The organism is Brucella sp. HL-2 (assembly GCF_025846885.2).
In the GTDB taxonomy this organism is placed as follows: Bacteria; Pseudomonadota; Alphaproteobacteria; order Rhizobiales; family Rhizobiaceae; genus Brucella; species Brucella quorumnocens.
On the sequence record NZ_JAOYTK010000005.1, the window covers coordinates 100,894 to 123,427 of the forward strand.

Genomic DNA, 22,534 nt, shown 5'->3' on the forward strand with positions numbered 1-22,534 from the left:
CGTTCAATTTAGTCCGCGAAATGCTTCCAGCGCCTTGCCCGCATACATCACAGCCGGACCGCCACCCATCTCGACAGCAACTTCAAGCGCCTCGATCAACTCGTTCTCGGTCGCACCATGACGGATAGCTGCATCAACGTGATAGAGGATGCAATCTTCGCAACCTTTGGCAACAGCGATACTGACCGCAATCAACTCGCGCTGGGCAGATGAAAACGCGCCCGCTATTGTTGCCGATTTGCTGACCTTCGCAAAACCGGACATAAGTTCCGGCGTGGCTTTAGCAAAAACACCCAGTCGCGACTGGGCTTCTTTCAGACGCAGCTTCACATCAGTCATTCGAGCCTCCTGCAAAATTCATAACCAGATCGGTCACATCCTTCGCCTGATCCCATTGCGGCATATGACCTGACTGGGCGAGGAAATGAACACCGATTGACGGCGGCAACGAAGTCACTTGCTGCCACGGGATAATACGATCCTGTAGTCCGACCAGCACGCGGACGGGCATTGAGCGCGAAAGCTTTTCCAGTGACGCAATAATGTCGGTTCGCTGTCCTGAAGGTCCAACCACCGCTTCTGTCAGATCTTTCAGACGTCCTTTAGCCATAGTTGCAGCAAAATCGGACACCAGCACAGGTGAGAGTTCGACAGGCTTTGCCGCAATACGCCGCAGAAGATGCGCTATCTCGCCCGCTGTCGTTGCCTGTGCCATGCCTGAAATAAACCCGGCATCAATATCAGAGCCAAGTCCCGCCGGTGCAATGAGTGTCAGACTTGCAACGCGGGCGGAATGAGCCGAAGCCAGTGCGGTTGCTGCGACCGCACCAAGAGAGTGCGCTACGACATCCGGCTTATTGATCGACAGAGCATCAAGGAAAGCGGGAAGGAACTGACCAAGCTGATCAGCATTCGCCGCATTAATCGTTGTCAACCCATGGGCCGGAAGATCAGGAACAACCACACGGAAGCCAGCCCTACGCAATCCAGACGCGACGTTGCTCCATGTTGTCCGGTCGCCGGAGAAACCGTGAAGCAGCAAGAAAACCGGGGCGTTCTTGGGGCCTATATCTGTATAAGCAACGCGACCATCTGCAAGTTCAACAAAGTTCACATCAACGCTCGCCTGCGCATTGCCAGAGGTTGCCAGAACATCATCTTTCTCCACACGACCTCGGCGGCCCGAGCCTGAAAGCGTGTTGATGTCTATGCCCTTCTGGCGCGCAAGCCTGCGCGCAAGCGGCGTGGCACGTTCACGCTGATCATGGTCCGCTGCCCTCGCAGGCCGCGCCACTGCGGATTCTTGGGCAATCTCTACCGACCCCTCGGCGTGAGAGACTGCCTCAGCCTTTTGTGGGCTTGAATCCGCCGCCACTTCAATACGAGCAATGGCATCACCAACAGTTATCATCTCGCCTTCTTGGCGCAGGATTTCAACGAGCTTACCGCTGACCAGCGCAGGAAACTCTGCCACCGTCTTGTCGGTCTCAATCTCAAGGACAGCTTCACCGCGCTCAAAATTCTCACCCGCCGTTTTCAACCAGCGGACAATACGACCCTCTTCCATTGTCTCGCCAAGGCGCGGCATGTCGAGATCAGTCACGACATGAGTAGGGTGTGAGCCGGCTGCGGGCGCGGGGTGCGACGCAGCCGGCTCCACCGGAGAGGCTACGCTTTCGCCAGCCTCTTCGGTCCAGTCAGGACCGGCGCCAATATCAATACGCGCAAGCGGCGCACCGACAACGACATGATCCCCAATTGACCCGATCCATTCATGGAGCGTGCCGTCGCCAAGCGCCGGAAACTCGGCAACTGTCTTGTCAGTCTCAATCTCAATGATTGAATCACCGCGCTTGAAACTGTCACCGGGATTAACAAGGAAGCCGACAATCTTGCCCTCTTCCATCGTCTCGCCAAGGCGCGGCATTTTTAGAATACGTTCTGTCATGACAGCATTCTCTCCGCGACCGAACGAATAAGCTCCGCGGTCGGCACGCTGCCAGCTTCAAGATCCTGCGAAACCGAAATCGGAATATCTTCACCGGCAACACGCACGACAGGTTGTTCCAGATAGTCGAAGCATTCTTCGGTAATCCGGGCCGAAAGCTCAGCTGCAACACCGGCTGTCATCACGCCTTCAGAAACAACCATGGCCTTGCCGACGCGTTCGACATATTCGCGTATGGTATCGAAATCGAGTGGGTTGAGTGTGCGAAGATCAATGACGGTCGCTTCAATACCCTTGGCAGACAGTTTTTCGGCCGCATCAAGCGCATAATGAACTTGGCGCGAATAGGTCACGATGACCAGATCTTTGCCAGTACGGCGCACCGCAGCTTTACCCCACTCAAGCGGCTCTGCATCAAGATCAACTTCTTCCTTGCGCGTATAAAGTGCCTTGTGCTCGATAAAGACGACCGGATCAGGTTTCGTTAAGCTTTGGCGCAACAAATGATAGGCGTCCTGCACGGTGGCAGGCATAACAAGCCGCAAGCCCGGCGTATGCATGATCCACGCCTCTAAACTCTGCGAATGCTGTGCGCCCGCCGAACGTCCCGTACCACCCTGTGTGCGCAACACCATCGGCACACCGATCTGGCCACCAAACATGTAGCGAATTTTGGCCGCCTGATTGGCAAGCTGGTCCATCGTCATCCCAAGAAAGTCGATATACATCAGCTCCGCGACCGGACGCAGGCCAGTCATGGCAGCGCCCACTGCGGCACCGATAATTGCAGGCTCGGAAATAGGGGTATCGATAAGCCGTTCAGCCCCATATTTGCCGATAAGGTCTTTCGTCACCCCATAAGCACCACCGTAGCGGCCCACTTCTTCTCCAATGACGACAATGGTGTTGTCTTCAGCCATGGCATCATCAAGCGCTTTACGCAGCGCATCGCGGTAAGTCATGGCAACCATTATGCTTCATCCCTGGAAAGTACGCGGTCGATACGGGTGCGGACGGGTTCAGGCTCGGGTTCGCCCACCGCATAGACATCCCTGAACATTGAGGTGAGCGGCGGGGCCTTAGACTCGACGGTGAAATCAATGGTCGCGTCCATTTCGGCAGTTATACCGCTATCCATCGCATCAAGCGCCGTTTCTTGCGCCAGACCTTCCGAAACCAGCCGGTCACGAGTGAATTTCACCGGGTCTTTCTTACGACCTTCCGCCTCTTCCGCTTCTGCACGATACGGGCTTTTGTCCATACGAGCATGACCAAAGAAACGATAACAATTGACGGAAAGGAAGCCCGGCTTGCCAAGGCGTGCATCATCAATCAGCCATTGTGCAGTCGCCTTCACTTCTTCCACATCAATGCCGTCGACGATGGCGCCATTGAGACCAAACGCATGTGCGCGCTGATCAAATGCCGTATTGGCTGTCGCCTGATCGACGCGTGTGCCCATGCCATACTGGTTGTTGATGCACACGAAAACCACGGGCAAGCCCCAAAGCGCTGCCATATTCATGCTCTCATAAAGAATGCCCTGCTGCATTGCGCCATCGCCGAAAAATGCGAGCGAAACGGAGTTCTTTTTGAGATATTTGCTGGAAAGACCAGCGCCAACGACCGAAGGAATGCCGCCGCCAACGATCGCATTGGCACCAAGATGGCCCAGCGCCATATCGGCAATGTGCATGGAACCACCCTTGCCATGGCAATAGCCAGTTTCCTTACCACCGATTTCCGCCATCATCTGTTTTGGGTCAGCGCCGCGCGCCAGAAAAATACCATGGCCACGATGATGAGTCGTGAACGTGTCTTGGGGCTGCATGGCAGCGCAAACACCGGCAGCTGCCGCTTCTTCCCCAATGGAAAGATGAAGCATGGAACCTGCTGTCTGGCCGCGTACAAACAATTCGCCAACACGCTCTTCGAAAGTGCGGATGCGCCGCATCGTCCGGTATAGTTCGAGAAGATTAGAGTTACTCGGATTTTGCACGTGCGCCTCCGACGGACTTGTCTGTTGTTTTTGTTTCATGATGTTGAGTTCAATGCCTTGCGTGTGCTCTCAAAGGAGCTTCAATTTGGTGGTGCGCGAAACAACTGCGACCGCTACGAGAATGATGAGGCCCTTCACAATGCTCTGGATGTATGTATCCATGCCAATGAGGTTGAGGCCGTTATTGATGACACCGATAAAGAGTGCGCCGAAAAATGTGCCTGCGATTGTGGCTGTGCCCGGACGGAACATCGTCATGCCGATGAACACGGTGGCAAGACCGTCGAGCAGGTAGCGTTCGCCTGCATTTGGCTGCCCTGAGCCAAGCCGTGCTGCAAGAAGTGCACCCGCTACCGCTGCAAAAATCGAGCAGACAACAAGAGCCGCAGCGCGATAGAAGTGACCATTTACGCCCGAAAGCTCTGCGGCTTTCAGATTGCCGCCCACGGCATAAATGTAACGACCGAACACGGTGCGTTCCATTAGGAACCAGGCAAAGAGAACCACGATCACCATCGCATAAGCGAGCACCGGAATTCCGAACAGCTGCCCCTGGCCGAGCCAGAGATAATTCGCCGGTAGTCCGCCATAGATAGCGCGCCCACCAGTCATCAGAAAGTTGATGCCGTAGAGGATTGAGCCTATGGCCAATGTAGCAATAAGCGACGGCACGCCGACAAATGTGACCAAAATTGCGTTGACGGAGCCAACCACCAGACCGGCCACCAGACCGGCAAGCAAGGCCACAGGCAAAGGAAATCCTGCAACTAGCATAAGCGGCACCAGAATACCCGCCATGCCGACCATGTAGCCAACCGATAAGTCCATCTCACGAGCCGCAAATCCGAAGGTCAGCCCAGCGCCCACTATCGTCAGCATAGAAATCTGTTGGATAATATTGAGCAGATTGTTTGTTGTCAGAAAGCGATCAACCGTCAGCGAGAATCCTGCAAACAAGAGAAACAGCACGAAGAGCGTACTATATTTGAGCAGCCATTCGCCTTTCAGTTTTTTACCGAAGCTCTGGGCGTGACGGGATGATTGCGGTGAAACCGCTGAAGATCGGGCATTCATGAGGTAACTCCTGCCATTGCAGCAATAAACTTCGCTTCGGAAAACGTGCCGCGCTCGATCTGAGGTCCGGGCTTGCCATTCACGAAGGGAATGACGCGGTCTGCCACGTCAGCGATTTCCAGAAGATCGGATGTGGTAACGAGAATAGCGACACCCTTGTCGGCAAGCCTGCGCATCTGTGCGTGAATCTCGCGCTTGGCACCAATATCGACACCTTCCGTGGGCTCGATGAAGATCATCAAACGATAATGATTGTCAGCGCCATAAAGCCATTTGCCGATCGAAACTTTTTGTTTGTTGCCGCCACTCAGATCTTTCACGAACTGGCTGCGTGAATGCGCTTTGACGTTCATAAGCTGCATTGTGCGATCGGCTTCATTTGCTTCGCGGCGCATAGACAATATGCCTGTACCGCCCAAAGTCGCGTGCGACGGATGGACCATTGCGAGATTTTCCCGCACATCCCAATCGCCGATGAGAGAGTTCTCCATGCGATGGTCGGGGACGAGCGCAACACCGTTCTTCTGCATGGTTCGGGCATCGACTTTGCTGAGCACCTCGCCCTGAAACCGACACGTTCCAGAAGTCACTCCGCTCGCAGCATAAAGTGAGCGGGCGAAGCCAAAATGCCCTGCCCCCGTCAAACCGATAAGTCCGACGATCTCGCCCGCGCGGATGACAAAATGATCGGCACTGACGCCGCCCGTGTGCCAGTCACTGACCTCCAAAACAACCGGTCCAAGATTGCGGGTATGTTGAAAGTCCTGTTCGACGGTGTCCTTACCGCCAGAACGCTGAAGCATCAGGTCGATCAAGTGCGCTTCGCTCGAATCTTCGGCCTGAAGAGTCGCGATATGTCGACCATCCCGCAGAACGGTAATGCGATCACTCAGCGCTTTTATTTCGGACAGAAAGTGGCTGATCAGGACGATACCAACGCCTTGTTGTGGCAAGGTTTTGATGATTTCCCAAAGGCTCTCTTTTTCGCGAGCGGGTAATGTTGCCGTTGGTTCATCCAGAATGAGCAGTCGCACATTGCCGCGCAGAGCGCGGATAATTTCGATAATTTTCTGATCTGCCATCGGCAGCATATCGACCTGTTCATCGAGATCGATGGAAACTTGCGGAAACCAGCGCTTGAGAAGTTCTTCTGCGCGAGCGAAAAGTTTTTTCTTGTCGATGACGCCAAATCCCATGCGCGGCTCGTCGCCAAGCAGAATGTTCTGCGCAGCAGTCAAACCGGGGACAAGGCTACCTTCCTGTGAGACATGTGCAATACCTTTGCGCAGAGCGTCACCGGGACTGCTAAGCTTAACCTCGGTCCCATCGATGGTGATAATGCCAGAAGTTGGGCTTTTGCTGCCGCCAAGAATGCTGACCAACGTGGTCTTCCCGGCACCATTTTCTCCGATCAGGCCATGCACCTCATCAAATCGGAATTCAGCGCTGACCTGGTCGAGTGCCAGCGTGCCGGGATAGGACATGACGATCTGTGAAAGGCTCACGGCCATCGAAGAACTCCCGTGGATAAATTTCGAGTTTCAGAAAAAGAGGCCGGAACGCGGAACGAACACGCCCCGGCCAGTTGCAGGCATGGGTGCCTATTTCTTCGGGAGGAAGTCCTTGCAGTTCTGCTTTGTTACAAGCGGCGCATCGAGATAGACGGTTTTGGACGGAATGACAGTTGCGGCATCTTCCTTCTTGACCACGATGCTTTCGATCCATTCGCCAGTCTGTGCGCCCATCTTTTCAAAAGGCTGGGAAACCGTTGCGATCATAAGGCTATCTGGCTTGCAGACTTCCTCGATGGCTTGTGGATGGCCATCAATACCGATGACTTTCACATTCTTAAGGCCTGCTGCGGTGAGCGAATTGATAGCGGCCTGTGCTGGCTCGTCCCAAGGTGCCCATACGGCGTTGATCTCTTCACCAAAGCGCGAAGCATAGTCCTGCATGGTACTGGTGGTGTCTTCGAAGAAGGCCGTATAGTCGATATTGTGTTCGGCGATGACCTTAATTTCAGGATATTCCTTCAGAACGGTCGCCATAACGTCACCGCGTTTGCGCGTACCATGATGCTCCGCCATACGCAGGAAAATAAGATTGCCTTTTCCGCCCATTTCGTTGAGCAGATAAGGAGATACCGACGCTGACATGGCCCAGTTATTGGTCGTCACATCGACGAGCACGCCATCGACCTGACCGCTATCGATAGCGAAAACCGGAATTTTAGCGGCAACAGCTGCATCAATGGCAGCGCGCGATGCGCGCAGATCGGACATGCTGACGATGATCGCATCCACGCCACGCGAGGCAGCATCCTGAATATTAGAAGCCGTGCGCTCGCCGGAGCCACCGCTATCAAGAACACTAATCTTCCAGTCCTTGGCGGTTTCCTTCAGCCATGCATCAAAGCCGGCCTTCGCACGCTGTTCAGACTGTGCGGCAGCATTGGAATGCACCCATGCAACATTAGTCGCCGATGCGCTCGCAGTGCCCATCAGCACGGCCAAAGCTGCAACAGCGACAGATTTCTTGAAAAATCCCGATCCCATTTTATTCCTCCCAGAAGTGACGTGGTTGGCTCCACTGTCCAGCTTCAAATTGTTAAACTTCCGCACCTCAGTTTAGTGACGTCATCGCTTTTGATGCCGCATCTACCCCAGACGCTTTCAGCGAAAGCTACACACGCCCCGCGTTACCTTCGCTGCTCCTCCAAAACTGTCGTAGCGCGGTCGTCAGACTCTGCTCCTCCAGAGAAAGACGTCCTCATCCCGCTATCGCGTCAGTCCCGCATTCCAATTGACCCGGTCGCTCTTTCGCGCTCTTGTCCCTCGGAATATTTGATATTAAGCGTCGACAAATTACAAATGTCAAATAGAAATACATTTGTAATTTCGAACCAGGTAATCGAGTGAGGGACCAATGAGTGAATCTGAAGACGGCCTGATGGTGCGCGTGGCGTGGCTCTATTACGTTGGAGGATTCAACCAGGAGGCGACTGCTTCCAGACTGGGATTAACGCGTGCCCGCGTAAACAAAATCCTCGGTGAAGCCCGCGAAAGTGGTCTTGTCAGTATTTCTATCGATCATCAGAATGCAGGTACACTACCCGTCGAGAATGCGCTGATGCAGCGCTTTGGATTGAATTTTTGCGTTTCTACGCCACCATTTGGCTTCGATGCGGCGGACGATACAGCTTCAGAAATTCGCAAGCAGGTTTCGTTCCGAGCCGTTGGCGTTGCAGCTGCAACTTACCTCAAGAATTTTCTGGCTGACAATCAGGAAGCGACAGTGGGCACAGGATGGGGCCGCACCATTGAACAGATGACACTACAACTAGCGGGTGTACGCGCACCGCAAGCCCGGTTCATTTCGGTCATGGGATCGCTGACGGCAAACTCTGCCTATAATCCGTTTGAGGTTGTGCATATGTTGGCCCGCCGCACTGGTGGACAGGGCTTTTTCCTGCCAGTGCCGTTCATCGCCGATTCTGCAGAAGACAGAAAGGTGCTGATCTCCCAACGCTCAGTCGCACGTGCAATGGAGATCGCCCGCACCGTTTCGGTCTGCTTCATCAGTGCTGGTGAACTGACCGAGGATTCATTGTTACGCCGTCAGAACATGCTGAGCAAATCAGAATTGGAAAGCTTGCGGGCTGCTGGGGCGATTGGTGATACCAACGGCATCTTCTTTGACGAGGAAGGTCGCCAGATCGATCATGAAATGAACCAGCGCACCATAGCGCTTGGTTTTGAAGAGTTGCAGAAAGTTCAAGTGGTGTTGCTTATCGCCGGTCAAGAAAAAGCAGCGGCAGCAAAAGCGCTGTTAAAAAGCGGCATTGTCAACGGCCTCATCATAGATGGTGATGCCGCCGACGCGCTTCTGACACTTTCTTAAATGATCGCAATTGCAATGCGCCGATACGCGAGAACTCATCGGCGCAACACAGCAACTTAATCGAACTCTTTTTTGATTTTATCGTGAGCGACAACTGCATCGTGAAAGCGATGGATCGAGAAATCGCCAACGGGCGTTTCGGAACTTCCATGCAGGATCATCTCGGCAAGAACTGCACCTACGCCCGGAGCAATCTGAAACCCGTGACCGCAACAGCCGAAAGCATGAAAAAGCCCTTGCGTTGTAGCGCTTGGACTAATGATCGGGATCATGTCTGGCAGATAGCCCTCCATGCCTGACCATACCCGGATGACCTGCGCATCACCCAGCACAGGTGCAACTTCAGCAAGGCTCCTCATTCCGGCAAGGGTTTTCAATGGCGGAACAACGGTACGTTGATGCTTGAGATCACTGGCCGTGCGAGGATAGCCCGCAACAATGACATTCCCACGCGGGATCTGACGGAAAATGACGTTACCCGCCACCGCCTGCACCGATGGGCGGATGAAGTAAGGCAAAGGCTCGGTCACAAATTGCGGGGGCCCGGCTGAGAAAAGCGGTGTTTCCTCATCAAATTGCTGAGCAATGGCTCTACCCCAAGCTCCGGCTGCGTTGACCAGCTGATCAGACCGAAATGTGCCATGCGACTGCGTTTCAACCACAAAGCCATTACGCGTGGTCTTTGCCGTCAAAAATTTGCAGTTTTCAATCAGCTCAGCCCCATGTGCCCTTGCCGCGCGCATAACGGCTGGCGTAGCAAGGCGCGGATTTGCTGTCGCATCACGCGCTGAATAAGTTCCCGCGACGACTTTGTCACTCAGATAGGGGTAACGCGTACGTATGTCGGCGCCGTCCAAATCTTCGATTTGCAGGCCAAACTGACGCGAAGTTTTTGCATAAGCTTCAAGTTTGTCCACTTCCTCATCATTATAGGCAAGATAGATATGTCCCGAACGGTCATATTCGCATGTATCACCGATAAGCTGATCGAGTTGCTCCCATAATTCCTGCGCCCGCAAGGAGAGTGGATATTGCCGGACATCACGCCCCTGCAAACGCAGATTGCCAAAATTGGCACCACTCGACTGCGCGCCAACATATCCCTTTTCAAGAACCGTCACACGATGTCCGGCCCGCGCCAGAAAAAGGGCCGTGAATGCCCCATTCAAACCGCCGCCGATGACAAGCGTTTGTGTTTCTCTTACCGATGTCATGATGAAACAACTCGTGCAGCGCCAACATTAAGTGGCTTGACCGGCGCCTGCGCGCGCAGCCGACCGACATCTTCAATCGGACGACCACTTGCCTGTGATGTAATTTCCGCGAGCGCCAGACCGCAGAAGCGTCCCTGACAACGCCCCATGCCGCAGCGGGTAATTGCCTTCACACGGTTCACTTCAACAGGGCCGACTTCTTTAGCTATACTCTGTCTGATTTCGCCAGCTAAAACGCCTTCGCAGCGACAGACAACAGTATCGTCACTGATCACAGACACATTATCGACAGGCCAGCGGAATATCTGGGCAAGATTGCGCTGGAATGCTCGGTACTGACGAACGGCATGACTGGTTCGGCGTTTTGCTTGTTGCAATTCGGCCCTCGCGACTTGCGGCATCGTCACGCTTGCCTTAACAGCAATGTCTTCAATCATCGCAAGCGCTGCCAGCTTTCCGCTTTGAATTGCACAATCGGCCCCACCGATTGAAGCGCCATCGCCCGCCAGATAGACGCCTTCGGCGCCGCGACCATCCATATCAGTAGCAGGTAGCCACTGCCGAAAATCGCTGTCAAATTCAAAACGACAACCGGCAAGTTCAGCAAGCTGGGTTTCGGCACGGAGCCCATATCCCAGAGCAATAGCATCACAATCGAGCTTCTGGGTACGGCCTTTCCGGTCGCGGTAGAGAAGACTTTCAACGTGGGTTTCGCCTCGAACCTCTTCGAGTACAACGCCGCTGTGAATTGGAATTCCTGCGCTCTTCAACTCGGCCATATAGCGCGCACCTTGCCACGCCGTTCTGAAGCTGTGTCGCAGACCGGGCAAGGCGCTGAGTTTCGCGCGAAACGGCGTCGTGTCCAGCACCACAATGTTTTTTGCGCCCAGCCGATGATATTGTAATGCAGCCAGAAGCAGCAGCGGCGAGCTGCCTGCAAACACCACTTTTCGGCCGATGAAACTGCCCTGATCTTTTAAGGCAACCTGCGACCCACCGAGCGAATAAACTCCCGGCAGGGTCCAGCCCTTAAACGGCATGACCTTATCAGTTGCACCAGTCGCAATAATCACATGCGAATAAGGTAGCTCATCCACTTCACCCGCACTTTCTACAAAGGCTGTACCTTCATAAAGTGACCAGACGGTCGTAAGCGGACGGTAATCGATTTGCTCGATCAGCGCGTCGGCATTTTCATGAAAGTTCCGATATTTCGCCTCTTCATTTCTATATAATTTCCGAGGTTCAAATCCCATCCGCGAATTGAGCCTACGCAATCCCTGACCGCCTGGAAACTTAGCTTCGCTCAGCACAACTGGCTTCACAACCTGGCCGGTCAGTTGTTCAATCAGCTTCGCATTATCCACAACGGTTTGGGCAGCACTGATACCAGCAGGACCTGATCCGACGATGAGAGGACGCATCATGACTGGCCCCAAGATTCAAAGCGGCTCAACAATTTCATGCCCTGATGCAATGCGGTTGAACAGGACCGCAGACGTTTCCCCTCGGACGTCCACACCCAGCAATCCTGACAAGCAGCCATAAGGCAAAACCCCGCACGCGGCATTCCGTCAAATTCGGAATAGCGCAACACATGGCCACTCTGCAGAAGTGCTGCGAAAACCGATTGCCCCTCAAATCCCTGAATTTCAACTCCGTCAAAAGCAAAAGTCAGGGGCTTGCCCGTTGGCGCAACTGCGGCAACGAGCTGCCCTTTTGAAGGCGTCGCATTCATTTGATTCCCCATTTGCTATTGCAATGCAATATCTGTTATTTTTATACAAACATTTCGCATGGCAACAAATCTGTCAACGGTGTTTTTAGAACCTGCGACAGAGTGGGATACCGTCTGTTGTTACGACGGTATCGGTAGCGCGTGGCGTCAGGCTTTGGAAATCGTCCTTGAAGCCGCAATCACATAGGGGCTGAAACGCGAAACGATATCCTCGCGCGAATACCGCGCCAGCGATGCTGCAATGTTGATTGCAGCAATGGGCCGCCCGTTCGGCCCAGTAATCGCCGATGCAATCGACCCGTCTCCATGATAAACCTGCTCAAACGCAGTCGCATAACCGTCTTCGCGGAAGCGACGAATATCATCCATGATCACTTTCGGATCGATGATCGTATTGGCGTTGAAGCTACGGAATTGAGTCTGATCAAGAATCGCCTGTGCTTCCTCTTCAGGCAAGCGCGAGAGAATCGCCAGTCCTGGAGCAGTGCAATAGGCAGGCATTCGTGTGCCGATGATAACGTCGGTATTCAGCACATGACGGCTCAGAAAACGCGACACGAATACAATCTCGGTGCCATCGGGCACGGTGAGATTGATCGTTTCTTCTGTTTCTTTGCTCAGATGCTGCAAATAGGGCATTGCACGATCAATCAACTTGTTTGCCCGAACATAGTGAAAACCCAAATCCAGCGTCTTTGCCGTCAACTCGAACTGGCGTGTGACTGGATCTTTCGCGAGAAATCCAAGTTTCATCAGCGTATGGGTAAACCGCTGTGCCGCACTCATATCAAGGTCTGTCAGAGTAACAATTTGGGATAGGCTCAACGTAGACTGATCCGAGTTAAAAGCCCCCAGAACGCGGAAAGCCTTTTCCACAGACCGCACCATAAGCGCGTCACCACGACCAGAGTTTTCGCCGCTGGCATCTGCTGAATCTTCCGGCGATTTCGATTGCTGTTCTTTTGTCAAATCCACTGGTTCTTTCATTACCACGCCCTGACCTAAGAGCGATTTACCGCCTATTTATACACAAACAAACTGGCCTTGAAACGGTCGAGCATTGCTCCCGCTTCGTCATGCCTTTTCCATAAATTACTAAAACAGCCTTGACAAACTGCAATTACAAAATTCAAAATACAATAATAGTTATTGCATTACGATAGTCGATGGGAACACATAGATGCCTGAGTTCATCCTCACCTCACTTAAAAATTCGGTACTGACGATCACGTTGAACCGACCAGAAGTGATGAATGCGTGGAACGCTGCGATGCGCAATCAGCTAATCGAAGCTTTTCAGGCTGCAGAAGAAAATACAGCGGTGAAGGCTGTAATTCTGACCGGAGCCGGTGAACGTGCCTTCGGAGCGGGCCAAGACCTGAACGAAACTAAGACATTCGATGCCGATCGTGCCGAAGTCTGGATCGGAGAGTGGGAAAAGCTCTACACGCGGATCAGAACTCTATCCAAGCCGATCATTGCAGCGCTGAACGGCGTCGCCGCCGGTTCTGCCTTTCAGGTCGCTCTTCTTTGCGATATCCGCATTGCTCATGCGGATGTTCGCATCGGGCAGCCGGAAATCAATTCCGGTATTCCGACAACCACTGGTTCGTGGATTATGCGTGAAATGATCGGTTTTGCCCGTACGGTGGATCTGGTTCTCACAGGTCGTTTGCTCGATTCAAACGAAGCGCATCAGATTGGCCTCATCAACACCATCGTTCCACAGGATCAGGTTCATGCTGCAGCACAGGCATTGGGCGAAGAACTAGCTGGTAAGCCGCCAGTCGCAATGCGTCTTAACCGTCAGCGTTTCTATGAAATGACCGAACCGGGCCTGCAGGATGCGCTTTCCGCTGGCGTACGTATTCAGCGCGAAGCTTACGCAACAGGCGAACCTGCCCGCATGATGGAAGCATTTTTTGCTGCCCGTCAGGCCCGCAAGGCATCCTGATTTTTAACTGTATCAAAGTCTGCAGGATGTGGTGAACGCTATATCCCGCACTATAAGATCGGCACACCGATCAGAATTAAAACTGCTTAGGCAGGGGAACCCCTTCAGAATACCAGAACGTTTTGAAAGAATAATAAAGGGAGCATCATGACTACGAAATCACCATTCACGCTGACCCGCCGCACTTTGCTTGCAGGCGCCACCGCAGCACTTGCAACACCCGCTATTCTCCGCCCTGCTTACGCTCAGTCAACACTGACGCTGGCTGATCCGGGTGGCCCGTTTAACAGCGCTTTCCGCAAGGCATTTTACGATCCGTTTGAAAAAGAAACCGGCATCAAGATTGTCAATGTCGCCCGTGAAGCGGAGCCGACAGCACAGTTCAAGTCCATCGTTGAAACGAAGAGCTACATTTGGGATTTGAGCACGCTGACACTTTCGGCGCGTAAAATCCTTTCCGAATCAAGTCTACTGGAACCGACCAGCATTACCAAGGATCAGGTGCCAGACATCATGCCGGAAGCCGTCTTTGACGATTTTCTCGGCATCACGATCTATTGCCACATCTTTGCGACCCGCACGGACCTGTTGAAAGATAATATTCCGCAAAGCTGGACCGACTACTGGAATGTTGAAAAGTTCCCCGGACGCCGTTCCTTGCGCAAAAACCCAATCGACACACTTGAGCAGGCACTGCTTGCCGATGGGGTTCCGCTCGCAGAGCTTTATCCGCTGGACGTTGATCGCGCCTTTGCCAGCCTTGACAAGATTAAGGATCACATCTCCGTCTGGTGGACAGGCGGCGCACAATCGACACAGCTCCTGCAAAGCGGTGAAGTTTCAATGATCAGCGGATGGAATGCTCGTCTGCAGTCGGCAATAGATGGCAATGTAGCTGCCGAAATCCATTGGGATCAGGGACTTTATTCCATCGAAGGATGGGCCATTCCAAAAGGCAATCCACGCGCAGATCAAGCACGCGAGTTCATCAAGTTCTGTGCGCGCCCGGAACAGCAGGCGCTGTTTACTGAAGAGCTCGCTTACGGCCCCACTAACAAGAAGGCTTACGACTTCATCCCGGCTGAGCGCGCGAAAATTCTGCCAACTGCACCACAGAACATCAGCAAAATGCGCCTTGCGGATGAAGACTGGTGGAGCGCCAACCGCGCAGAAATGACTGAGCGGTTCAATAGCTGGTTGCTGTTTTAAGACAGACTTACATACGCTTCCAGACGACCACACTGCCCTGCTTTCATGCGACGTGAAAGCAGTCCGCAAAGTGTCTGTCTGCATCCCCCGATGACCATTACACTAATTTGCGCTGCTATCAGCGTATCCAGGGTTCCCACATGAATGCAGAAACACCACAAGAAAACCCGAAGATGCTGATTAAGGGACTTGGCAAAGAGTATGGCAGCGTCACAGCTCTTGAGCCCAGCAACCTGACCGTCAATACCGGCGAGTTTGTCACCCTTCTTGGCCCTTCTGGTTCCGGGAAAACCACACTTTTGCAGATGATCTCCGGTCTGGTGGAGCCTACCCATGGCGAGCTGTGGGTTGATGGGAAAAACTACACCCACACGGCGGTGAACAAACGCGACATGGGTTTGGTATTTCAGCATTACGCGCTGTTTCCGCACATGACGGTCAGCGAGAACATTGCCTTTCCGTTGAAAATGCGTGGCACAAACTCAAAGGAAGTCAGCGCTCGTGTTTCGGAAACACTGGCCAAGGTGCAGCTCGAAAAATTCGCGTCGCGCTTTCCGCGCGAGCTTTCTGGTGGGCAACAGCAGCGCGTGGCTCTCGCCCGCTGCTTCGTTTACCGCCCGCAGATTATTTTGATGGATGAACCGCTTGGCGCATTGGACAAGAACCTACGCGAACATATGCAGTTTGAAATTAAACGCCTGCATCGCGAGTTCGGCACAACGGTCATCTATGTAACACATGATCAGGAAGAAGCGCTGGTTCTGTCCGACCGCATCTGCTTGATGAATCATGCCAAGATCGAACAGCTGGGTACACCGCGCCAGATTTACAGCGAACCGGCCAGCGTGTTTGCGGCGAAGTTTATCGGCATGTCCAATATTCTTGGCGGTAAAATAACTGAACAGTTAGCCGATCACGCTCTCGTTGAAACGCAACATGGACAGTTCTCCGTTCTCAATAAGCATAAGCTTCCGGTCGGCAGTGAAGCACACATCGTTCTGCGCCCAGAACAGATGAAACAGGGCAATAATGACAACTCCAAAGTCAGCAATATCAGCGGAACTGTTTCTGAAGTCGTCTACGTCGGTTCCGATACCCGCCTTCTTGTCACCCTGAAGGGTGGTGAGACAATTATCGTTCTTCATGATGGCGTAAGCGACATGCCATCAGCGGGTGATCCGATTACCTATCACTGGCACAATCAGCAAGCGGTGTTGGTGGCATGAATACAGCAACAAACAAATCTGGCTTGCCCGCCTTTCTGAAATCGGGTCCATTCAAATTCGGACCGTTGTGGCTGGCGCTTCCGGCAATCGCTTTTCTGTGCATCTTTTTTCTGGTGCCAGTGTTTCGTCTTCTCGCGCTGAGTGTTCAAGACACCAGTGGAACTCTGACAACTGTTCACTATGCGCGCCTAATCGACACTGAGGTCTATTGGCGCATTCTCAGCATCACATTTCGCATTGCAGCCCTGACGGCCCTATTTTCTCTGCTGTTGGGATATCCGCTTGCTTATTGGCTTTCGGGCCTGAAAGAAAGCCGTCGCAATCAGATGCTGTTGCTGGTGCTCGTTCCCTTCTGGACCAGCTATCTCGTCAAGACGTTTTCCTGGATGTTGCTTCTCGGCAATGATGGCATCTTGAACCGGCTGTTGAGCGGTGCCGGGCTGATCAACGGGCCATTGCCATTAATGTATAACGAGTTCGGCGTGATCGTCGGTATGGTCCATGCCATGATGCCGCTGGCTGTACTCACCATGATGCCAGTCATGGCAGGCATTGACCGCAGGCTCGGCCAGGCGGCGGGCACTCTTGGTGCAGGAAACTCACACCGGTTCTGGATGGTCTATTTCCCTCTGTCGATTCCCGGAATGGCTGCGGGTGGGTTGCTCACCTTCATCACCTCGCTCGGTTTCTTTATCGTACCGGCTTTCCTCGGCGGACGTCAGCAAACAATGCTGGCTCAGCTGATCATCGTGCAGGTGCAGGAGCTGGTAAATTGGGCCTTTGCTGGCGTGCTTGCCACGATGCTGCTGGTCACGGCCATGCTCGCCTGCTGGATTTACAATCATCTCTTCGGCCTGTCCTCACTCTCATCGGGTGCAGGAACACGCGACGCGACTTCTGACAGTATTCTGCGCCGTTGGGGCCTTGTGTTCCTCGAAAAGCTCGCGAGCGTTACGGCAATTTTCAGCGACCATCTGCCGCCGCGCCTGCATATTCTTCCGGCCTATGTAACAGCAGTGCTGGTATTCCTGATCGCGCCAACTTTGCTTGTGATCCCGATTGCATTCACCAGCTCCAACTTCCTGGAGTTCCCACCTCCGGGCTACAGCCTTCGCTGGTTTGAGACCTATTTCAACTCTCCGATCTGGACATCTGCCACTGTACGATCTTTCGGCGTAGCCTTCGTCACAGCCATTCTTGCAACACTTATTGGTGGATTTGCAGCGCTTGCAGTTGCACGTTCCCGTTCGCGCTGGAGTGGACTGATCTTCGCCTTCATGCTGGCGCCGATGATCGTTCCACGTATCGTCATCGCAGTGGGCCTGTTCTATCTGTTCGCACAGATTGGCTTAGTCGCAACCAACACAGGCCTGGTGATTGGTCATACGGTTCTGTCTATTCCATTCACCTTCGTTGCGATTGCCGCTGTATTGAAAAGTTACGACTGGCGGCTCGATCAGGCAGCATTGTCCTTGGGCGCAGGTCGCTTCCAAACATTGCGGCTGATCACCGTTCCACTGATTAGCGGCGGCATCGTCTCTGCATTTCTGTTCGCCTTCGTCACATCCTTTGATGAACTGACTATCGCGATCTTTGTGAGTGGTGGACTGAAATCAACGCTGCCTAAACAGATGTGGGACGACATGATCCTGCAGCTCAATCCGACACTGGCTGCCGTTTCCGTTGTGGTTCTAACTATCGTCACAGTTGTCTTGCTTCTGGCAGACAAGTTTAAGCGGAGCTGACCCCGGCAAGCTTCCAACCAAACTCTCACCACTTCCTCCCGATTGCTGGTCTGATGGACAGGCCGGCAATGTGAGACAGGCTAATCCAAATTTACAGGTTTAAAGACCATGCCGACCTCCCATACATTCATAGATCTATTGCTGGAAAAGGCTGCAAACACCCCTGATAACCTGTTTGCCCGGCACCCCACAGGCGACATCAGCTTTGCAAGGCTGGAGAACGCATCTGCGATAATCGCCAACAAGCTGCGCGAAAACGGTATCCGCCCAAAAGATCGCGTTGCGGTGATGATGCGCAACAGCCCGGCAGCACTTGCAGTCATCTACGCTGTTACGCGTTCAGGCGCGATATGGATTCCCGTCAATACCGCACTCAAGGGCGCGGGGCTGGAGTATATAGTAAGCCACAGCCAGCCTTCGCTGATCGTTGCAGACAGCGAATATTGTTCGATCCTTGCCGATTGCGACGCGGCTCAATTGCCCGCCATCATCGAAATCAGCAGCCCAGCAATGCCCGATTATCAAGCGAGTGTGCAGTTTGAATCAGCACTTCCTATTGCCGACGATATCGCAGCAATCATGTATACATCCGGCACAACCGGCCCCGCAAAAGGCGTGTTGGTAACACACCGAATGCTGCGTCTCGCAGCAGAAGCTGTCGCAGTGTGCTCGGATGCAAAAGACCATGACGACTTTTATATGTGGGAGCCATTCTTCCACATTGGCGGAGCGCAGGTTTTGCTCTTGCCACTTGTACGAAACGTCACCCTCACAATCTCTGACCGTTTCAGCGCCAGCCGCTTCTGGGATGAATTGCGACAGGCAAGTTCAACTCATATCCACCATTTGGGCGGCATCATCCAGATCCTCTTGAAACAACCACCATCGGAAAAAGACCGTGATCACAACGTGCGCATCGCATGGGGCGGTGGTTGCGCAACGGAAGTTTGGCGGGCTTTTGAGGAGCGTTTCGGCATTCAAATTAGAGAATGCTACGGCATGACAGAAGCCTCCAGCCTCACCACATTTAATGACAGCGGCATTGTCGGCGCAGTGGGGCGAACGGTTCCATGGTTCACGGTCAAGCTTGTCGATGAACACGGCACAATCGTTACAGAGGGGAAAGGCGAGATTGTCGTAACCACCTCAATCGAAGGTGCTATTTTCCCCGGCTATTATCGCAATCCCGAAGCCACTGCCAAAGCTTTACGTGCAGACGGCTTTTTTACGGGCGATCTGGGATCCTGGGGTGAAGACGGGAACCTCTTCTTCCATGGACGTATGACAGACAGCGTACGCTGCAAGGGCGAAAATGTTTCGGCCTGGGAAGTTGAGCATGTCGCTTCCGATCATCCTGATGTGGAGGACTGCGCAATGATCGGTGTTGCAGCCGAGATTGGCGAGCAGGACATCAAGCTTTTCGTCCAACCAAAAATTGACAGCGCACCCGATGCCAACTCATTGAACGACTGGCTGAAAAGTCGTCTCGCTCACTATCAGCTGCCGCGTTACATCGCTTTCGTCGAAGCGTTTGAACGCACGCCAAGCCAGCGCATCATGAAGCACAAGCTACCCAAAACCAAAGATGATTGCTGGGACCGGCTCAATCAATAATAAGGAGGAACAAGCCCATGACATTAGCCGAAAAAAATCTGAAGACTGACGTTTTGATTTCCGGTACTGGCGCTTTTTCCGGTCGCATCGCGCTCGACCTTGCTGCCACTTCGGAAGAAGTATTGCATGTGGTGATTGCCGGACGTAATCGTGATCGCCTCAGCTGGCTGAAGACAGCGTGCAACGCACGCGCATCCATGTTCAGTAAACCAATCACCTTTGATACCTATGAAATTGATCTGGTGAAGGAAGGCGCAACCGATCAGCTGATTGCAGACACAAAGCCAGCCATCGCCGTGCAGGGCGCATCAATACAAACTTCCAGCGTCATTTCGGATACCGGTAACCAGTGGACAGCCCTTGTCGCTGAAGGTGGCCTTTCAGCGACCGCGGTGTTTCAGGCGCTCATTTCAAGCCGCATGGCAAGATCAATAAGCAAGCTTTCACCTGAAACTGCACTCATCAATTGTGGCTTTCCAGACGTCGTGAACGGCATGATCACTGCGATGGGTTACAAAGTGCTGAGTGGAACCGGCAATGTTGCTATACTTTCCAATGTCTTTGCCGGAGCGAAAGGCATCACTGATCAAAAACGGGTGCAAGTGATCGCGCATTATCAAAACCTTGCAGCATGGCGCAAACACGCTGCCGAACGGATTGGCACTCGCCCGTGCCGGGCGTTCATTGACGGCAAGGAAATCACTGATGTCTTCAAGGAATTTGAAGCAGTGAAACTAACCACCGAGCCTGCTATCGAAATTTCTGGTGCAAGCGGCGTCACTCTGATTGCGGCCTATGCGGCCAACAAATCATGGACCGGCCATGTGCCGGGGCCAAATGGTTTACCGGGTGGCTATCCGGTCAAACTCGAAAACAGAGCCTTGCATCTGAACCTGCCGGAAGGCGTCAGTCAGCAGGAAGCAATTGACTGGAACTCATCTTTTGAAGAGGAAAAAGGGCTCGTCATCAAGGAGGGTTGTGCAGAATATACGGGCGCTCTGAAAGCAGTCCTTGCGCGGCACGGCTTCCGCTATGCCGACGGTTTTGATGTGGCGGATCTGGAAGAAGTCTGTGCAGATATGTTGAAACTGCGCGATACACTCAGCCAGCAAAAACACTAAATCAGCCAAAGAAAGTACAATCATTTGGCGCTGTAAATATCAGCGCCAAATGCATTCTACGCCACTAAGAGCCCGCGCAGGATCGTCTCGGTTATGGTCTTTGCAGCTTTCGCATAGTCGGCTTCCTTCAGCTCACTAACATCAAGTGCATCGCAGGCGAGAGCTTCAAACTCGACATAAAATTGCGTTGCTGACCAAAGCAAAATGAACAGATGTCGCGCATCCACAGGCACAATTTTGCCTTGTGCGGCCCACGCATCGATCACGCCTGCTTTTTCTGATGTGACGCGCCGCATGTGTTCGCGTGCGTTTATAGAAAGGTGCTCTGCACCCTGCAGTATCTCATTGGCAAAAAGGCGCGTTTCGGCTGCATTTTCCCATGCATGATTAAGCTTTGCACGGACATAGGCTTCAATCGCTTCCGCCGGTTCACGGTCAGCTGCAATATGCCTGAACGCATCATCCCAGCTGTGAATCAGCTGGTCAATCGCCGCGTTATAAATCTCTTCCTTGGACGAAAAGTAATAATAGACATTGCCCTTGGGCAGCCCCGATGCCTTCGCAATTTCAACGATACGCGCCCCATCGAGACCCTTGCGAGAAAAAATCTCAACGGCAGCTGTGAGTATCTTTAGAACGTTTCTCGCTCTGATCGGCTCATCAGAAGCCGCCTGATGTGCAGGCTCCATTTCAACCGATCTGCTTTGCTCTACCATTGGTTATCCCATTGTTTTTAAATATCTTATCCCGGACCTATTGCCCCGTTCATTAACGCGCAATCATCCACAGGCCTATCAATACGACTGTATGAGACCTTTGGAATCGAAGCACTAATAAAAAAGAAGTTGACAATATGGTCAACTTCTTTTCATAAGAAGCTGACAAAACGGTCAGGTTCCTGAAACTGAACTGACGAACGCGACCTTGGGGAGGGTGCAAATGGCTATGCTGCTACGGGCTGCGATGGAGGAATTTCTGTCAGATTGGTCAACCGATCTGTATGAGCCATGGCGTGCTCTGCTTGGACATACTGCACTCGATTTCCAAGGAATCGCATCTGAGCTGGAACTCGAAGTCTGGGAGCCGATCTTTCCTGTTCGCCGCGGAAAACACTTTCCGGGAATGCCTGTCGGAACTCATTGCTTGCGCGCATTCGATGGCATTTCCCCAGACGAAGTGACTTGCGTGGTCCTTGGTCAGGACCCCTATCCTGAACCGGGCTTTGCGACCGGACGCGCTTTTGAAGCGGGAAATCTTGCGGGTTGGAACGAGCTCGACAAAATGTTCTCCAAAAGCATCCGCGCTTACACACAACAAACTGTCGCTGCACGTACGGGCGACTTGTCTTATGCGCGGAGTTTCAACGACTGGCCAAAGACACTGGCTGCAATTGAAAACGGTACAGTCGAGCTGGAACACCCTTCCAAAATTGCCGACCGATGGGTTTCGGAAGGCGCGCTGCTGCTTAATGCTTCGCTGACACTGACCCGTTTCAAGGTCGATATTGACCCTCATCAATCACAAGGCCACCTGGTTCTCTGGAGACCTTTGATCGTAGAAACACTGCTGGCCCTTGCAGCACGTGGAAAGCCGTTGGTGTTTCTCGGATTTGGCGACGCGGCCGCACAAGCACTCAAACTGGCAGGCATTGACGAAACAGTAGGCGGAAATCTGCGCTGTGTCCTGCGCGATCATCCGGCTCGCGCTGACGAAGTACTGGCCCGTCCCAATCCATTCATTCTTTGTAACGATTTTCTGGAGGAGATGGGTGCTCAGCCCATCGCTTGGTAAC

At 53.1% G+C, this 22,534-nt stretch carries 20 protein-coding genes; 8 read left to right on the plus strand and 12 right to left on the minus strand.

What is annotated here, in order from left to right:
* Positions 1-3 precede the first annotated feature (3 nt).
* The 7 genes from OIV19_RS09525 to OIV19_RS09555 form a co-directional block, all read right to left on the minus strand.
* Positions 4-339, minus strand: a complete 336-nt coding sequence (locus OIV19_RS09525; protein WP_264231445.1) for a carboxymuconolactone decarboxylase family protein — start codon at positions 337-339, stop codon at positions 4-6.
* Positions 332-1,948: an acetoin dehydrogenase dihydrolipoyllysine-residue acetyltransferase subunit gene (locus tag OIV19_RS09530; RefSeq protein WP_264231446.1), complete on the minus strand. Its 1,617-nt coding sequence runs from the start codon at positions 1,946-1,948 to the stop codon at positions 332-334. The genes OIV19_RS09525 and OIV19_RS09530 overlap by 8 nt, the downstream gene beginning before the upstream one ends.
* Positions 1,945-2,919, minus strand: a complete 975-nt coding sequence (locus OIV19_RS09535; RefSeq protein WP_264231447.1) for a pyruvate dehydrogenase complex E1 component subunit beta — start codon at positions 2,917-2,919, stop codon at positions 1,945-1,947. The genes OIV19_RS09530 and OIV19_RS09535 overlap by 4 nt, the downstream gene beginning before the upstream one ends.
* Positions 2,919-3,947 carry a thiamine pyrophosphate-dependent dehydrogenase E1 component subunit alpha gene (locus tag OIV19_RS09540; protein WP_264231448.1) on the minus strand — a complete coding sequence of 343 codons (1,029 nt, stop codon included), beginning with the start codon at positions 3,945-3,947 and terminating at the stop codon, positions 2,919-2,921. Before OIV19_RS09540 ends, OIV19_RS09535 begins: the two co-directional genes overlap by 1 nt.
* A 69-nt stretch (positions 3,948-4,016) precedes the next feature.
* A complete protein-coding gene (locus OIV19_RS09545; RefSeq protein WP_264231449.1) occupies positions 4,017-5,021 on the minus strand; it encodes an ABC transporter permease in 1,005 nt (334 codons plus the stop codon).
* Positions 5,018-6,532: a sugar ABC transporter ATP-binding protein gene (locus OIV19_RS09550; RefSeq protein ID WP_264231450.1), complete on the minus strand. Its 1,515-nt coding sequence runs from the start codon at positions 6,530-6,532 to the stop codon at positions 5,018-5,020. Before OIV19_RS09550 ends, OIV19_RS09545 begins: the two co-directional genes overlap by 4 nt.
* 90 nt (positions 6,533-6,622) lie before the next feature.
* The gene (locus OIV19_RS09555) at positions 6,623-7,576 is read right to left on the minus strand and encodes a sugar ABC transporter substrate-binding protein (protein WP_264231451.1); all 954 of its coding nucleotides are present in this window, start codon (positions 7,574-7,576) and stop codon (positions 6,623-6,625) included.
* Between the two features lie 370 nt (positions 7,577-7,946).
* Between OIV19_RS09555 and OIV19_RS09560 the strand changes: the two genes are divergently transcribed.
* Positions 7,947-8,921, plus strand: a complete 975-nt coding sequence (locus OIV19_RS09560; protein ID WP_264231452.1) for a sugar-binding transcriptional regulator — start codon at positions 7,947-7,949, stop codon at positions 8,919-8,921.
* A 56-nt stretch (positions 8,922-8,977) separates the two neighbouring features.
* Here the strand turns inward: OIV19_RS09560 and OIV19_RS09565 are convergent, their stop codons facing one another.
* The 4 genes from OIV19_RS09565 to OIV19_RS09580 form a co-directional block, all read right to left on the minus strand.
* Positions 8,978-10,135, minus strand: a complete 1,158-nt coding sequence (locus OIV19_RS09565; protein ID WP_264231454.1) for an NAD(P)/FAD-dependent oxidoreductase — start codon at positions 10,133-10,135, stop codon at positions 8,978-8,980.
* On the minus strand, positions 10,132-11,562 hold the full coding sequence (locus tag OIV19_RS09570; protein WP_264231455.1) for an NAD(P)/FAD-dependent oxidoreductase: 1,431 nt from the start codon (positions 11,560-11,562) through the stop codon (positions 10,132-10,134). Before OIV19_RS09570 ends, OIV19_RS09565 begins: the two co-directional genes overlap by 4 nt.
* Positions 11,559-11,873: a (2Fe-2S)-binding protein gene (locus OIV19_RS09575; protein ID WP_264231456.1), complete on the minus strand. Its 315-nt coding sequence runs from the start codon at positions 11,871-11,873 to the stop codon at positions 11,559-11,561. The genes OIV19_RS09570 and OIV19_RS09575 overlap by 4 nt, the downstream gene beginning before the upstream one ends.
* A gap of 147 nt (positions 11,874-12,020) precedes the next feature.
* The gene (locus tag OIV19_RS09580) at positions 12,021-12,860 is read right to left on the minus strand and encodes an IclR family transcriptional regulator (protein WP_264231457.1); all 840 of its coding nucleotides are present in this window, start codon (positions 12,858-12,860) and stop codon (positions 12,021-12,023) included.
* 193 nt (positions 12,861-13,053) lie between these two features.
* On the opposite strand from OIV19_RS09580, the gene OIV19_RS09585 reads away from it, so the two are divergent.
* From OIV19_RS09585 to OIV19_RS09610, 6 genes are all read left to right on the plus strand, one after another.
* Positions 13,054-13,827, plus strand: a complete 774-nt coding sequence (locus tag OIV19_RS09585; RefSeq protein WP_264231458.1) for an enoyl-CoA hydratase/isomerase family protein — start codon at positions 13,054-13,056, stop codon at positions 13,825-13,827.
* A 147-nt stretch (positions 13,828-13,974) separates the two neighbouring features.
* Positions 13,975-15,036, plus strand: coding sequence for an ABC transporter substrate-binding protein (locus tag OIV19_RS09590; protein WP_264231459.1), 1,062 nt, complete (start codon positions 13,975-13,977; stop codon positions 15,034-15,036).
* Between the two features lie 140 nt (positions 15,037-15,176).
* A complete protein-coding gene (locus OIV19_RS09595; RefSeq protein ID WP_264231460.1) occupies positions 15,177-16,262 on the plus strand; it encodes an ABC transporter ATP-binding protein in 1,086 nt (361 codons plus the stop codon).
* Positions 16,259-18,007: an ABC transporter permease subunit gene (locus tag OIV19_RS09600; RefSeq protein ID WP_264231461.1), complete on the plus strand. Its 1,749-nt coding sequence runs from the start codon at positions 16,259-16,261 to the stop codon at positions 18,005-18,007. Before OIV19_RS09595 ends, OIV19_RS09600 begins: the two co-directional genes overlap by 4 nt.
* 108 nt (positions 18,008-18,115) lie before the next feature.
* Positions 18,116-19,621: an AMP-binding protein gene (locus OIV19_RS09605; RefSeq protein ID WP_264231462.1), complete on the plus strand. Its 1,506-nt coding sequence runs from the start codon at positions 18,116-18,118 to the stop codon at positions 19,619-19,621.
* A gap of 17 nt (positions 19,622-19,638) precedes the next feature.
* Positions 19,639-20,742 carry a hypothetical protein gene (locus OIV19_RS09610; RefSeq protein ID WP_264231463.1) on the plus strand — a complete coding sequence of 368 codons (1,104 nt, stop codon included), beginning with the start codon at positions 19,639-19,641 and terminating at the stop codon, positions 20,740-20,742.
* A gap of 56 nt (positions 20,743-20,798) precedes the next feature.
* Here OIV19_RS09610 and OIV19_RS09615 read toward each other — a convergent pair whose 3' ends face one another.
* Positions 20,799-21,458, minus strand: coding sequence for a TetR/AcrR family transcriptional regulator (locus OIV19_RS09615; RefSeq protein ID WP_264231464.1), 660 nt, complete (start codon positions 21,456-21,458; stop codon positions 20,799-20,801).
* A 223-nt stretch (positions 21,459-21,681) separates the two neighbouring features.
* Between OIV19_RS09615 and OIV19_RS09620 the strand changes: the two genes are divergently transcribed.
* On the plus strand, positions 21,682-22,533 hold the full coding sequence (locus tag OIV19_RS09620) for a uracil-DNA glycosylase family protein (RefSeq protein ID WP_264231465.1): 852 nt from the start codon (positions 21,682-21,684) through the stop codon (positions 22,531-22,533).
* Position 22,534: the final 1 nt, after the last annotated feature.